This window comes from bacterium (genome assembly GCA_030685015.1).
In the GTDB taxonomy this organism is placed as follows: domain Bacteria; phylum CAIWAD01; class CAIWAD01; order CAIWAD01; family CAIWAD01; genus CAIWAD01.
Window position 1 is genome coordinate 93,552 of record JAUXWS010000041.1, and the last position, 12,926, is coordinate 106,477.

A 12,926-nucleotide genomic window follows, 5' to 3' on the forward strand; every position below is an offset into this window, starting at 1 on the left:
GGCGCTTTTCTTGACAGGCCGCTGGCGAGCGGGCCGGTGGCGGGAGGAGGTCCATGTTCATCGATCATGTGCGGATCATCGTGCGCAGCGGCAGCGGAGGTGACGGCTGCGTCAGCCTGCACCGCGCCAAGTACCTGCCCAAGGGCGGGCCGGACGGCGGCGACGGCGGCCGCGGCGGCGACGTGGTGGTGGAGGTGGACGAAGGCCGCATGAACCTGCTGGATTTCAAGTGGAGCCGCACCTTCGAGGCGGAGAACGGCAAGCCGGGGTCCGGCCGCCTGCGGCGGGGCCGGGGCGGGCGGGACATCGTCATCCACGTGCCGCCCGGCACCCAGGTGCGCAACGCGGCCACGGGCGCCCTGCTCCTGGACATGACAACGCCGGGCCAGAGCGAGGTTCTGCTCAACGGCGGCCACGGCGGCAAGGGCAACGCCCGCTTCAAATCCGCCACCCAGCAGACGCCACGCCATGCCACGCCGGGCGGCCCGGGTCAGGAGCTGGAGATCGAGCTGGAGTTGAAGATCCTGGCCGACGTCGGCCTGGTGGGCTTCCCCAACGCAGGCAAATCCACCCTGCTGGCCGCCCTCAGCGCGGCGCGGCCCAAGGTGGCGGACTATCCCTTCACCACCCTGGTGCCCAACATCGGCATCGTGCCTTACGCCGAGTACAAGTCCTTCGCCCTGGCGGACATCCCCGGCCTGATCGAGGGCGCCCACGAGGGCCGTGGCCTGGGCCACCAGTTCCTGCGCCACGTGGAGCGCTGCCGCCTGCTCATCTATCTGGTGGATGTGAGCGCCGAGGATCCGACTGATCAATTGCGCGTCCTGCGCGAGGAACTGGCCCGCTACTCGCCGGAACTGGCAGCGCGCCCCTCCCTCGTCGTGCTCAACAAATGCGACGTGACCACGCCCAGCCGCCGGCGCCTCAAGCTGGACTACGACCTGCTGGTCAGCGCCGCCACCGGCACCCGTCTCAAGTCCCTCACCCGGCGGGTGGGCACCCTGCTCGAAGAACAGGAGGCGCGCCAGCCGCGCCAGCTCTTCCGACCGCGCCGGGAGGAGAATCCCCCACCCGCGGCGGAGCCGGCTCAGCATCCCGACCAAGCGGCCACGGAGCGCTGGCGCACGCCGCCGGAGGATCCTGAGGACACGGCCCGCCGTCGCCGCAAGCGCAAGTGACACGAAGGGATCTTGGAAGACGGAGAGGTGGATGGAACTGGTCTACTATGCGGCGGCCAGCCTGGACGGCCACATCGCCACCCCGGAGGGCGGGGTGGACTGGCTGTCCCCCTACGAGGGCGGGCAGGACGATTACGGTTACGGCGACTTCTACGCCTCGGTGGACTGCCTGGTGATGGGCGGTCGCACCTACCGGCACGCCCTCGGCCTGGGACCCTGGCTCTGGAAGGACAAGGCCACGAGGGTCTTCACCCGGCAGGCGCTCCATGCGCCACCGCCCGGCGTGGCGGCGGCGCAGGGTTCACCCGGGGAGGTGCTGGCCCACCTTGGGCAGGAGGATCACCACCGGGCCTGGCTGGTGGGCGGCGGCGAGTTGGCGGCGGCCTGTCTGGCCGAGGGGCTGATCACCGAGCTGATCCTCACCACCGTGCCCGTGGTCCTGGGTGGCGGCATTCCCCTCTTCGGCGGTGCGGCGGCCGGCGGCCTGGAGCTGGTGTCCAGCCGCGTGCTCGGCCAGGGCCTGGTGCAGAACCGCTATCGCTTCGTGTGACAGGACCCGCGCCGTCCCGGCCCTGGAGCCTGCGCGCAACAAAGCCCCGACGCCAGACACGCCGGGGCTCCTTTTCTCGAGTAGGGGTTCCGTCCAGCGTGCAGCCTGGCGGACATGGTCGCTTCGCGGTCTTCATCGCACCACCGGGCGCTGGCCTCCGGCCAGGCGGTCCGGCATTCGCGCAGCCTTCTTGCACATGCCGCCAGCATGCGCGGCGAAAGCTCCGAAGCACCGGCCTCGACCTGGGCGCCAACCCTATCGACAGCCCTGGGACCAGCGGCTAGAAGGGCAGGTCCTCGTCGTCGGCCATGGCGTCCACCGGGGCCTTTCCGGCCGGCAGGTTGCTCTCGATGCCGGGGGCCGGGCGCTCCTGGCTGGTGGTGCGGTCCACGTTGTCCCCGCCGCGGTCGGAGCGGCTGTCCAGCATCTGGAAGTTGTCACCCAGGATCTCAGTGGTGTAGACCTTCTGGCCTTCCTTGTTCTCGTAGCTGTCGTAGTGGATCTTCCCTTCCAGGTAAATGAGCGATCCCTTGCGCAGGTAGTCGCGGGCGATCTCCGCCGGACGGCGGAACAGCACGATGCGGTGCCACTCCGTCTTCGATGTCAGCTCGCCGTTCTCGTTCTTGCGCCGCTCATCGGTGGCCAGGGAGAAGTGGGCCACGGCAATGCCGGTGGGCGTGGTGCGGAATTCGGGATCCTTCCCCAGGCGCCCGATCAGCATGACCTTGTTAACCATGTTCGTCCTCCATTCGTGTGGTTGATACGGACGCCGGTGACGGACCGGCGCAGTCAGGCCCGCCCAACGCCCGGGGCCGGCCATCGGTTTCCAACGAGGGCCTCTGATTCACCCTTGAGTCGAACCCTGTCCCGATTCGCGCACGGTCGGGGTCGCGGCGGCTGATGGGGATCGTGCCTGTCCTCCCCCTGGAACATAAGGAAGGTGACGCTCAGCCGGGCTTGTGCCCCCAGCGCAGGTGGAGGGGCCAGCGCACCAGGCGGCGCTCCTCCCGCGGCCAGTGGGCGGACAGCTCTTCGGCGCATTCCGCCAGGGGATCCCCCGCCCCGCCCCGCCGCGCCCGGCGCAGAGCCGACCAGGTGCCCAGATAGCCCAGGTAGTCCGCCCGGTCCAGCTCCCCTTCCATGGTCCAGCTTTCGGTCGGCAGGTCGGGGTAAGGGAAAGGCAGGCCGCGGTAGCCCTCGTCCACCCAACGCCGCTCCGGCGGCCACCAGGGATCCAGCCGCCGGTGGAGATCGCGCACCAGGCCATCCACTTCGGCATCCACGATGGCCAGCCCATAGGCCCAAACCGCCAGTAGCCCGCCCGGCCTCAGCGCCCGGTCCGCCTCCTGGTGGAAGCGCCCGTGGTCGAACCAGTGGGCGGCCTGGGCGGCGCAGACGAGGTCCGCCGCGCCATCGGCCAAACCCGACTCATCCTCCCGGCCCAGCTGGTAATCAACCCGGGGGTGGGACAAGGCTTGGCGCAGCTGGTCGGCACTGGCGTCGGTGGCGCGCACCCGCTCGAAATGCGCGGCCAACAGGAGGGCGGCCTGGCCGTTGCCTGTCCCCACGTCCCAGGCCAGGCGGTGGTCCGGGGCGGACTGGGCCAGGCGCCGGATGAAGGACGCGGGGTAGCTCGGGCGGTAGGCGGAGTAGTCCGGGGCGTGGCCGGAGAAATGGTCGGCGAACTCCTTCACGGGCGGGCGTCGCGGCGCTCCACGGCCCGGACCAGGGCGACGGCCAGCAGCAGGCCGGCCACATCGGCCAGCCAGTCCCACAGGCTGCAGTCACGGCCCACGAAGAGCTGGTGGACTTCATCGGTCAGCGCCCAGAGCGCCCCCGGCAGCACCACGCCCAGCAGCAGGGCGGACAGGGCGGAGCCGGTCCGTGCCTGGATGCGCGGCAGCCAGCGGCGCCGCCCCACCAGCCAGAGGGCCGATCCCAGCCCCAGGTATTCCAGCAGGTGGAGCAGCTTGTCGTAGCTGAAGATGCCCAGATCAGGGAACTCGGCAGGAGGGATGGAGCTGCCCAGCCAGATGGCGGCCAGCACCAGCCCCAGGGCGCACCACTCCGCCCACGGCGGCATGCGGTCGAGGCGGGCGGCCAGGCTCATGCCGCGTCGCCCTGATGATGATGGGTCGCGCAGTCGCAGCCTTCGTGACTGTGGGATCCCGCCCCGCTCCCATGGGCGGACCGGCCATCGCCCTGCTCCAGGTGCCGCAAAGCTGCCGGGATGTAGCGCAGCAGATCCGGCGAGATGACGGAATGGGCGCCCAGCTCCGCCGCCGCCAGGTCGCCGCTGAGGCCATGCAGATCGCAAGCCAGGAGGGCGGCCTGGTCCAACTCCACGCCCTGGGCGGCCAGGCCGGCGATCATGCCGGTCAGCACGTCGCCGGCTCCCCCTGTCGCCAGGGCATGGCTGCCCGTGCGGTTGATCAGGATGTCCCCCGTGCTGTAGCAGACGACGGTGGGAGCGCCTTTCAGGACCAGGGTCAGCTCGTGCCGGGCGGCCAGCTCGCGGGCGGCCAGGACGCGGCGGAAGGGCGACAAGGACGGGTCGCCACCGGTCAGGCGGTCGAACTCGGCGGCGTGGGGCGTCAGGCAGAGGTCGGCCTCCACCTCGCCCAGCAGCTCCAGCTGTCCGCGGAAGGCGTCCAGGCCGTCGGCGTCCAGGATGACCGGCACCGGCGCGTGCAGCACCAGGTCGCGCACCAGGCTGCGTGTCTCCTCGGCGCGGCCCAGGCCGGGACCCAGGGCCAGCACGTCGGCCCACTCCAACGCCTTGAGCAGGCGCTCCAGGCGCTTCTTGCCGCTTTCCGCGGGGAGGGGCAGCGTCATCACCTCCGGCATGTGGCCGGCGATCTGGCGGATCGTCTCCTCGTCGCTGGCCAGCCGGGCCAGCCCGGCGCCGCAGCGCAGCACGGCCTTGGCGCAGAGCAGGGCGGCGCCCGCCATGCCGGGCGAGCCGGCCAGCAGCACCACCTTGCCGAAGTCGCCCTTGTGGGCGCTGGGGGCGCGCGGCGGCACCAAGGCGGCGATCTCGTGCCCGTCGGCGCGGGCCCAGGGCTCGCCCTCGAGCAGCTGCTCCACGGAGTAACCGATGTCCACCACCGTCACCTCACCGGCGAAGTCACGGCCGGGCGGCAGCAGGAGGCCGCGCTTGGGGGCGGCCATGGTCAGGGTCTGCGCGGCCTGGATGACCACGCCGGGGACCTCGCCGCTGTCGGCCTCCACGCCGGAGGGGAGGTCGATGGACCAGACGGGCAGGTCCAGATCGCCGATGGCGGCGATGAGGCGCTGGATCAGGCCACGGGGAGCGCCCGTGCTCCCGGAGCCCAGCAGCGCGTCGACGAGGAGGTCCGTGTCGCGCAGTTCGGGCAGGTCGCCCTCGGGGTCCAGGTCGATGATCTCAAGGCCCATCCGCTCCGCCACGCCACGCATGACGGCGGCGTCCCCCTTGAGCTGGTCGCCCCTGACCGTGGACAGCACGCGCACGGCAATGCCGGCGTTGGCCAGGCAGCGGGCGGCCACGTAACCGTCGCCGCCGTTGTTGCCGCCGCCGCAGCAAACCGTGACGTGGGTGCCGCCGCTCTCCTCCAGATGGTCCAGGATGGCCTCGGCACAACCGCGTCCGGCGTTTTCCATCAGGCAGACGGAGGGCAGGCCCAGCTCGCCGCTGGCGCGGCGGTCGCAGGCCTGCATCTCCTCCACGGACAGGATCCAATCCATCATCGACTCCTTTATGCGGCGCTGACGCGCCAAGCTCTTGCCACCCTTTTTCTCGCGAGAAGAACGATGGCGCCAAAGAAGCGCACTCCAAGGCATTCAGGGCCCCGACCAGGCGGCCGCGAGGCCGCCGTCGAACAGACGGCCCTATCACCTCGTGCCATCACCTTGGCGATTGGTTCAGGCCGAGGCCAACCGCAGGTTGGCCCGTGGCCTTCACCTTCATGTCATCAAACAAGTTTGTCCCAGCGAAAGCTGGGATCCCATGGGCCTCTCAAGCCCTGACATCACACGCACCGACCGGCGTCCTCTTCCACCACCAGCAGCGCCGCCGCATGGGTGCGGCTGTGGGCGAGCGAGACGTGCCAGTGGCAAGCGGGCGGCGCCACGTCCTCCGGCAACCGCAACAGCGGCGGGCCGGGATCGGGTCCAGCGGGCGGCAGCACCTCGATGAGGGCGGCGGCCACCTCCCGGCCCTGTGCGGCCAGCCACTCCCGCACCAGCTCCTTCAGAAGCTGCCGGGCCGCCCGCGAGCCCCGCCCATGGCCGGCCCGGGCAAGGTAGCGCTCCTCCTCCTCGCTGAAGGAGGCGGGGTGAGGGCGCAGCTCATCCAGGGGGGCTTCGCGGAAGGCGCGGTGCAGGATCACGGGATCAGTCGCTCCAGCCCGGATGGCAGCCCTTGTTCAGCGTGTCGAGGATGGGCAGCAACTCGTCGATGCTGTGCAAAAGGAAGTCGGCGCCGCTGTTCTCCGTGTCGAAGTCCGAGCCGTAGATGGCCAGGGCGGTGCGGATGTGCAGGTTGCGGGCGCCCTGGATGTCGCGGTCCGGCCAGTCCCCCACCATCAGCACCTCGTCGTGGCCCAGCTTCAGCAGCTCCAGCATGCTGCGGAAGGGGGCAGGGTCGGGCTTCCACTTGCCCGTGTCGTCGTGGGTGATGACGTGCTGGAAGTAGTGGAGCAGGCCAAGGCTGGCCAGGCGCAGCCAGGCCTGGCGCGCCGGCGCGTCGGACAGCACGCCCAGCTTGTAGCCGCGGCGAATCAGCTCCATCAGCGTCAGCTTGACGTGCGGATAGAGGACCATGTTGGCCTCGCGCGCCCGCCGGTAGGCCACCACCCCGGCGGCCAGCAGGCGGTGGTCGAGGCGGCCCAGCTCCTCGGCCAGGAAATGGTCCAGCACCTCCTGATATTCGATGCCGCGCCGGTCGTAGATGTCGAAGAGGCGCGTCACCGCCTCCTCCTCTTTCATGGGCAGGCCGTGGTCCACCATCGCCCGCGCCGCGGCGGCCACCGCCTCGCGCTTCATCTTCATGAAATCGACCAGGGTGTTGTCCAGGTCGAAAATGACGGCCTTGATCTGCATGGAGGCCTCCTTGGCGGGGAAGATAGGACTCGATGTCCGCGGTGTCAGACGCCTGGCGCGCTGTTATGATGGAATGGTACCAGAGTGATACCATGGGCCATGCCCAGAAAAGTCAGGGATCTTTTGCGGGATTTGGCCCGGGCCGGCTTCGTGTCGCGTGGCGGGATGGGCGGCGGGCGGATCACCATCAGTGGTGCGCCTGGCGACGACGCCCTGCCATTCCAGGCCTTGGCGGAGGTGCGCAATGAAGAAGAGTGACCAGTACCTGAAGCTTGTCGAGTGGTCCGAGGAGGACGGGTGCTATGTGGGAAGCTGTCCGGGCCTGATGCTGGGCGGCGTGCATGGCCCCGACGAGGTTCTCGTCTATCGCCGACTTGTCAAGGCCGTCGAGGATTGGCTGGCCTCTCTTGAAGAAGATGGCCTCCCCCTGCCTCCCGCCACGGCCGGCCGCACCTACAGCGGCAAACTGGTGATGCGCCTGGGGCCGGACCTGCACAAGGATCTGGCCCTTGAGGCCATGCGCGTGAAGGAAAGCCTCAACAGCTACTGCGTGAGGGTGCTGAAGAGCCGGCGAGAATCTGGGCGGACATGACGGCCATGCCGCCGGGCCGTCGTGGGCCGTCGTGGCTTGGCACAGAGTTGAGCATCAACCACAAAGCCCTTGCTGTTTAGCCAGAAGAGCAGCACTCTCCCGCCGGAACTCCACTCCACACAGCACCACTAGTCCAAAAGCCGAGGTTGAAATGAAAGGAATGCTGCCTTTTGCCGGCGCCTGCCTGCTGCTGTCCGTCCAGGCGGCCCAGGCCGGCCAGCCCAGCGTCACCAATGTGACGGCCCAGCAACTGCCCGGCACCGAGATCATCCAGATCACTTACGACCTGGCCGAGGACGAGGGCCTGCCTTGCTGGATCAGCGTGCGGGTGGACCGCGACAACATGGGCGCCTGGCTGGTGCCGGTCTGGTCCCTGAGCGGCGATGCGGGCCCGAACATCCTGCCCGGCGCGGGCAAGACCATCCAGTGGAACGCCGGACGGGACTACGACCGCCATATGGCCAACGCCCAGGTGCGCGTCACGGCCCACAGTCTGGTGGACGGCCTGCCCCAGGACATGGTGCTGGTGCCGGCCGGCGAATTCGTGATGGGTTCAACGACCGTGGGCGGCGACGCCATTCCCGAGCACACGGTCTATCTGGACGCCTACTGGATCGATGTCCACGAGGTGACCAACCACGAGTACAAGATCTTCTGCGACGCCACCAGCCGTGCCTACCCGCCCGATCCCGGCTTCACCGGCATGCCCAGCTACTTCCTCAACTACCCCGACTATCCGGTCGTCATGGTGGACTGGGCGGATGCCACCGCCTACGCCGCCTGGGCGGGCAAGCGCCTGCCCACGGAGGCCGAATGGGAACGCGCCGCCAAGGGCGCCGTGGACAACCGCCTGTACCCCTGGGGCAACCAGTTCAACGCCATGATCGGTGGTACCATCCACCACGCCAACACCACCGAGGCGGGGGATGGCTTTACCTACACGGCGCCTGTGGGCAGTTACACCACGGGGATCAGCCCCGCCGGCTGCCTGGACATGGCGGGCAATGTCTGGGAATGGTGCAGCGACTGGTACTCCAGCAGTTACTACAGCAGTTTACCCTACGCCAATCCACAGGGACCAGCCTCCGGCACCACCCGGGTGGTACGTGGCGGCAGCTGGAACTACGGCAGTTCGAACGCCCGACGTGCCTCTCGGGGCAGCTACACGCCCGCGAACCGCTACCACAACCTGGGTTTCCGCTGTGCCAGGACTCCGTAATCCTTTGTCCCTTGGGTCCTCGCCCTTGGGCTTGGAGTGTGTCACGAGATCAGTTTGGGTGAAGGGGCAAATCTGCAGCGAGGCCGCGTGCCGTCGGCCGGATCTGGATGAGGACCTGTCCGATGTTGGCCTGATCGGCGTGAGCCAACCAGCGGTTGCGCGACAGATCCATTCATAGACGGCTCGTGGAACCCGTCGCCCGGTGTCCTGAAGAGAGGTGAACACAACCATGTACACACACAAGGCGCGGCTCGGCTTCCTCCTGCCCGCGGCCGCCCTGGCCGGCGGCGTGCACAGCGGGGATTCCGGCTCATTCAACATGGACACGGTCGGCTCGTCCAATGTGCCCTGGGCCAGTGCCACGGCCAGCTTCGTGCTGGATACCTGGAACCCCTGCTGCAGCGCGGTGGCCAGCGGGGTCGGCAACTTGTTCGACTTCGCCGCCTTTCCTGCCGAGACCTTCCTCGCCGGTGATGTGCGCGATACGGCCAGCGGCCTGCCCATTCCCGGTGCCCAGCTGGTTCTGGCTCCCGGTGGCGGAACGGTGGCCAGCGGTCCCAACGGCGTCTTCCGGCTCGATCCGGTGACGGTGGGTGAAGGGTACCAGTTGTCCGCCCAGCACCCCGGCCATCACACGGCCAACGTGTCCGGCATCGAGGTGGAGGAGCACCGCCCGGCCTTCCACCGTATCCTGCTCGAGCCTGTGCGCCCGCCCGCTGTGACCGGTCTCACCATCTCCGCGACCTCCCAGGCCTGCTTCCTGGATTGGGAACCCATGCCCGGCATTGCGACCTACCGCATCCGCGCCGCTTGGGACCCCTACGGCTACTGGAGCCCTGTGGCCACCACCGGCCAAACCCAGTACGAGACCCCCTTGCCGGCGGGGGTGGATCTGACCCGCCTCTTTCGTGTGACCGCGATCCAGTGACGGTGGTTGGCGAAGTCAGGTGCGGCGCCTGACCTTGATTCACGTTGTGGCGGCGGATGGCGCGGGTGTGGTCAGGGCCTGCCACAGGTTGTCCACCCGCCAGGGATTCATCACACGCATGCCCCTCACCAGCAGGTCTTCCTTGCAGTTGGCCAGGACGACCCCCTGGTCCAGGGCCTCCAGGCCGGTGGCCCGCAGGTGGTCCAGGCCTTTGAGGAAATCGATGGAGAAGGTGGCGGAGGACTTGATCTCCACCGGCACCAGGCGCCCCGCCTCCCTCACCAGGAGATCCACCTCGTTGCCATGGGAGTCGCGATAAAAGGAGAGGTCCGGACGAAGACCGCGATTGGCCGCTCCCTTCAGAACTTCGGCGATGACCATGTTTTCGTACAAGGGGCCGCGCAGGGGGTGCTGGAGGGCCTGTGTCCCGTCGTGGATGCCCAGCAGGGCGGCGGCCAGTCCCACGTCGGTGAAGTAAGGCTTGGGCGCCTTCACCAGCCGCTTGCGAAGATTCCCCGAAAAGGGCGGCAGGGAGAACAGCACGTGGGATGCCGTCAGAACGGAAATCCAGGCGCGCAGGGTCGTGGCGGACAGGCCCAGATCGCTGGAGAGGGCGGCAAGGTTGGCCGGCTGGCCCACCCGGCCGGCCATCAACACCAGGAAGTGCTGGAAGCTGGTCAGGTCCCGCACGTTCAACAGCAGGCGGACATCCCGCTCCAGGTAGGTCTGCAGGTAGTTGCTGTAAAAGCGGCGAGGGTCCAGCTTCTCCTCGTGAAGCCGGGGATAAAAACCGCGGACCAGGAGCGGGAAGGGGTCGTCCAGGGCGCCGTAATGACGCAGCTCGGAGACGCTGAAGGGCAGGAGGTGGAGGACCGCCGTGCGACCGGCCAGGGACTGCGATATGGCCTGTTGCAGTAGGGGCTGATGGCTGCCGGTGAGAATGAACAGGCCGCGGCCGGATTGCGCATCCACCGCTTCCTGGAGGTAGGACAACAGGTCCGGGAGGCGTTGCACCTCGTCCAGTACGGCGCCGTCGGGGAGGTGGTCCAGGAAGGATCTGGGGTCGGCCGCCACGGCGGCGCGGGTGTCCGGACTCTCCAGCGAGTAGTACGGCTTTTCAGGAAAGCAGGTACGCGCCAAGGTGGTCTTGCCGGATTGCCGGGGCCCGGTGATGGTCACGATGGGATACTCAGCGGCGGCGCGCCGCAGCTCCGGAATGATGTCGCGGGTCACCATGGCACAAAACTATGATGGCCATGTGCAAATCGCAAGTTCAAGTGGTGAATTTCACAAAACCATCGAGTCGCCGCAGGTCAGATGATTGGTCAGACCACAAAGCTATCGGCCAACCCGGAAGCATCGATAGGAGCTGGTCAGGAAGCCGGAGCCCCAGGCGGCTGATTCCAGCGGTGCTCTGCAGGTCGACAATACAACGCATCCCGTCTGTTCCTCCGGGCAGTACGAACTGGACCTGATGCTGGGCCGAGGCATCGTCATCTCCCTCATTTGGTTGGCCGGCTTCGGCTCGCTTGATGCCTTCCGCAACTGCTTGAATGCCCGCCACCACAGCTCGGCCTCGGCAGGAGAGCTGCAGGGGATGGGAAAGGCCCGGTGGTGTCTGATTGTCGGCGGCATCGGCATGTTCCTCTGGTTTCCCGTCATCATCATCGGGATCATGAACAAGCTGCGCGGATAACCAGTGTTCTGGCGTCAGGTCCAGACTGTCAGCCGGTTGAAGCTCTGATCAACAAGGGTGCCGAAGTGGACAGGCTCAGCTCCGCAAAGCTCCAGGCCAGCCTGGCGACCACTGAAGGGCGTGGCGAAAAGGCGCGATAGATGGATAAGATCAAGCAAGATTTCCATAATTGGATCGGGCAGGGTTGCGCACACAAGGGCACGATAGATTGGTAAGACCGCGATAGATTCCTCAAACGACGAAGCGCTGGAGTCCAGATGGATCCTCTGCGGAACCCCTTCGCACCGGGCGCCGGGGCGCCCCCGCCGGAACTGGCCGGCCGCGACGCCGTCATCGAGGCGGCCCGAATCGCGCTCTACCGCATCCGCGCCGGCCGGCCGGAACGGAGCCAGATGTTGCTGGGGCTCCGAGGTGTAGGGAAGACGGTCCTGTTGAACCGCATCGGCGAGATGGCCGAGGAGTTGGGTTACCACGTCGCACCATTGGAGGCGCCGGAAGGGCAACGGCTGGCGGTCTTTCTCGCCCCTGCGCTGAAAGGCATGCTGCTGCGTCTCAGCCGCGTGGAACGGGCCAAGGACACTGCCGCCCGCGCCATGGCCGCACTACGCGGCTTTGCCAGCGCCTTCAAGGTCACCATCGGCGAGGTCGAAGTGGGAGTCAACGAGCCGCCTTTGGCGGACAGCGGCAACCTCGAGGTGGATCTCCCAGCCTTGCTGCTGAGCGTTGGCCAGGCCGCCCAGGCCGCGGAGACGAGCGTCGCCCTCCTCGTGGACGAGGTGCAGTACCTCCAAAAGGAGGATTTGCGGGCGCTCATCGTCGCTTGCCATGCCATCTCCCAACGGGGCCTGCCGGTTGTGCTGTTCGGGGCCGGCTTGCCCCAAGTCGCGGCCCTGGCCGGTGATGCCAAGTCCTACGCCGAGCGCCTCTTCGACTTTCCCACCATCGGGGCACTCGTCCCCGAGGCGGCGCGGCTGGCAATCCGGCAGCCGGTCTGCGACGAGGGGGCTGAGATCCTGGCCGACGCCCTGGACAGCATTGTGGCGGTGACGAAAGGCTACCCCTATCTCCTGCAGGAATGGGGCAAGCACTCATGGAACGCCGCGGCGGCCTCGCCCATCACCTTGTCCGACGTGCAAGCCGCCGGCCAAGCGGCGACCACGGCCTTGGACCGGAGCTTCTTCCGCGTCCGCTTCGACCGGTTGACGCCGCGCGAACAGGACTACCTGCGTGCCATGGCGGAACTGGGTCCCGGCCCCCACCGCTCCGGCTCCATCGCCGCAACCCTGGGACGGACTGTGGAGAGCATCGCGCCGCTCCGCAGCGGACTGATCCGGAAAGGCATGATCTGGAGCCCGACTCACGGTGAGACGGCCTTCACTGTCCCACTTTTCGATGACTTCATGCACCGTGCCATCCCCGAGTGGAGACCGCCGGTCCGCTGAGGCGGGAAGTCCATGGCCGCCTGCCGATGTGTGTGCTCGGGGAGACCTTGGGGCTACCGGCCAGAGTTATTGGGTAGTGGAGCGTGCGCATTTGAGGGCAATCACGGTGTTGCGGCCGGGCAAGGGCCTCCCCCGGGCTTCCCCTGGGCTTCCCCCGGGCTTCCCCTGGGCTTCCCCCGGGCTTCCCCCGGGCTTCCCCCGGGCTTCCCCCGGGCTTCCCCCGGGCTTCCCCCGGGCTT

14 protein-coding genes are annotated in these 12,926 nt (G+C 68.1%); 7 read left to right on the forward strand and 7 right to left on the reverse strand.

Annotated elements, in window-relative coordinates; translation table 11 throughout:
* Nucleotides 1-53 precede the first annotated feature (53 nt).
* Together obgE and Q8O14_05130 are read left to right on the forward strand one after the other, a co-directional pair.
* Nucleotides 54-1,178, forward strand: coding sequence for a GTPase ObgE (obgE, locus tag Q8O14_05125; GenBank protein MDP2360118.1), 1,125 nt, complete (start codon nt 54-56; stop codon nt 1,176-1,178).
* Between the two features lie 31 nt (nt 1,179-1,209).
* Nucleotides 1,210-1,728, forward strand: coding sequence for a dihydrofolate reductase family protein (locus tag Q8O14_05130; protein ID MDP2360119.1), 519 nt, complete (start codon nt 1,210-1,212; stop codon nt 1,726-1,728).
* Between the two features lie 280 nt (nt 1,729-2,008).
* Here Q8O14_05130 and Q8O14_05135 read toward each other — a convergent pair whose 3' ends face one another.
* The 6 genes from Q8O14_05135 to Q8O14_05160 form a co-directional block, all read right to left on the reverse strand.
* Entirely contained in the window at nt 2,009-2,464 is a 456-nt protein-coding gene (locus Q8O14_05135; GenBank protein MDP2360120.1) for a single-stranded DNA-binding protein, read from the reverse strand.
* 211 nt (nt 2,465-2,675) lie between these two features.
* Nucleotides 2,676-3,422, reverse strand: coding sequence for a class I SAM-dependent methyltransferase (locus Q8O14_05140; GenBank protein ID MDP2360121.1), 747 nt, complete (start codon nt 3,420-3,422; stop codon nt 2,676-2,678).
* Nucleotides 3,419-3,838 (reverse strand): VanZ family protein, encoded by a 420-nt coding sequence (locus Q8O14_05145; protein MDP2360122.1) that lies wholly within the window; start codon nt 3,836-3,838, stop codon nt 3,419-3,421. Before Q8O14_05145 ends, Q8O14_05140 begins: the two co-directional genes overlap by 4 nt.
* On the reverse strand, nt 3,835-5,454 hold the full coding sequence (locus Q8O14_05150) for an NAD(P)H-hydrate dehydratase (protein ID MDP2360123.1): 1,620 nt from the start codon (nt 5,452-5,454) through the stop codon (nt 3,835-3,837). Before Q8O14_05150 ends, Q8O14_05145 begins: the two co-directional genes overlap by 4 nt.
* Nucleotides 5,455-5,738: 284 nt before the next feature.
* Nucleotides 5,739-6,098: a hypothetical protein gene (locus tag Q8O14_05155; GenBank protein MDP2360124.1), complete on the reverse strand. Its 360-nt coding sequence runs from the start codon at nt 6,096-6,098 to the stop codon at nt 5,739-5,741.
* A 4-nt stretch (nt 6,099-6,102) separates the two neighbouring features.
* Nucleotides 6,103-6,810 (reverse strand): HAD-IA family hydrolase, encoded by a 708-nt coding sequence (locus Q8O14_05160; GenBank protein ID MDP2360125.1) that lies wholly within the window; start codon nt 6,808-6,810, stop codon nt 6,103-6,105.
* A gap of 244 nt (nt 6,811-7,054) precedes the next feature.
* On the opposite strand from Q8O14_05160, the gene Q8O14_05165 reads away from it, so the two are divergent.
* The 3 genes from Q8O14_05165 to Q8O14_05175 all read left to right on the forward strand — a co-directional run bounded on the left by Q8O14_05165 (nt 7,055) and on the right by Q8O14_05175 (nt 9,549).
* On the forward strand, nt 7,055-7,402 hold the full coding sequence (locus Q8O14_05165; GenBank protein MDP2360126.1) for a toxin-antitoxin system HicB family antitoxin: 348 nt from the start codon (nt 7,055-7,057) through the stop codon (nt 7,400-7,402).
* A gap of 151 nt (nt 7,403-7,553) precedes the next feature.
* Complete coding sequence (locus Q8O14_05170; protein ID MDP2360127.1) at nt 7,554-8,621, forward strand: SUMF1/EgtB/PvdO family nonheme iron enzyme; 1,068 nt, start codon at nt 7,554-7,556, stop codon at nt 8,619-8,621.
* 229 nt (nt 8,622-8,850) lie between these two features.
* Nucleotides 8,851-9,549, forward strand: coding sequence for a carboxypeptidase-like regulatory domain-containing protein (locus Q8O14_05175; GenBank protein ID MDP2360128.1), 699 nt, complete (start codon nt 8,851-8,853; stop codon nt 9,547-9,549).
* Nucleotides 9,550-9,588: 39 nt separating this feature from the next.
* On the opposite strand, the gene Q8O14_05180 is transcribed toward Q8O14_05175, so the two are convergent.
* Nucleotides 9,589-10,785, reverse strand: coding sequence for an ATP-binding protein (locus Q8O14_05180; protein MDP2360129.1), 1,197 nt, complete (start codon nt 10,783-10,785; stop codon nt 9,589-9,591).
* Nucleotides 10,786-11,023: 238 nt separating this feature from the next.
* Here Q8O14_05180 and Q8O14_05185 point away from each other — a divergent pair, with 238 nt between their 5' ends.
* Both Q8O14_05185 and Q8O14_05190 read left to right on the forward strand, forming a co-directional pair.
* On the forward strand, nt 11,024-11,245 hold the full coding sequence (locus tag Q8O14_05185; GenBank protein ID MDP2360130.1) for a hypothetical protein: 222 nt from the start codon (nt 11,024-11,026) through the stop codon (nt 11,243-11,245).
* Between the two features lie 257 nt (nt 11,246-11,502).
* Nucleotides 11,503-12,687, forward strand: a complete 1,185-nt coding sequence (locus Q8O14_05190; GenBank protein ID MDP2360131.1) for an ATP-binding protein — start codon at nt 11,503-11,505, stop codon at nt 12,685-12,687.
* The last annotated feature ends 239 nt before the right edge of the window (nt 12,688-12,926 follow it).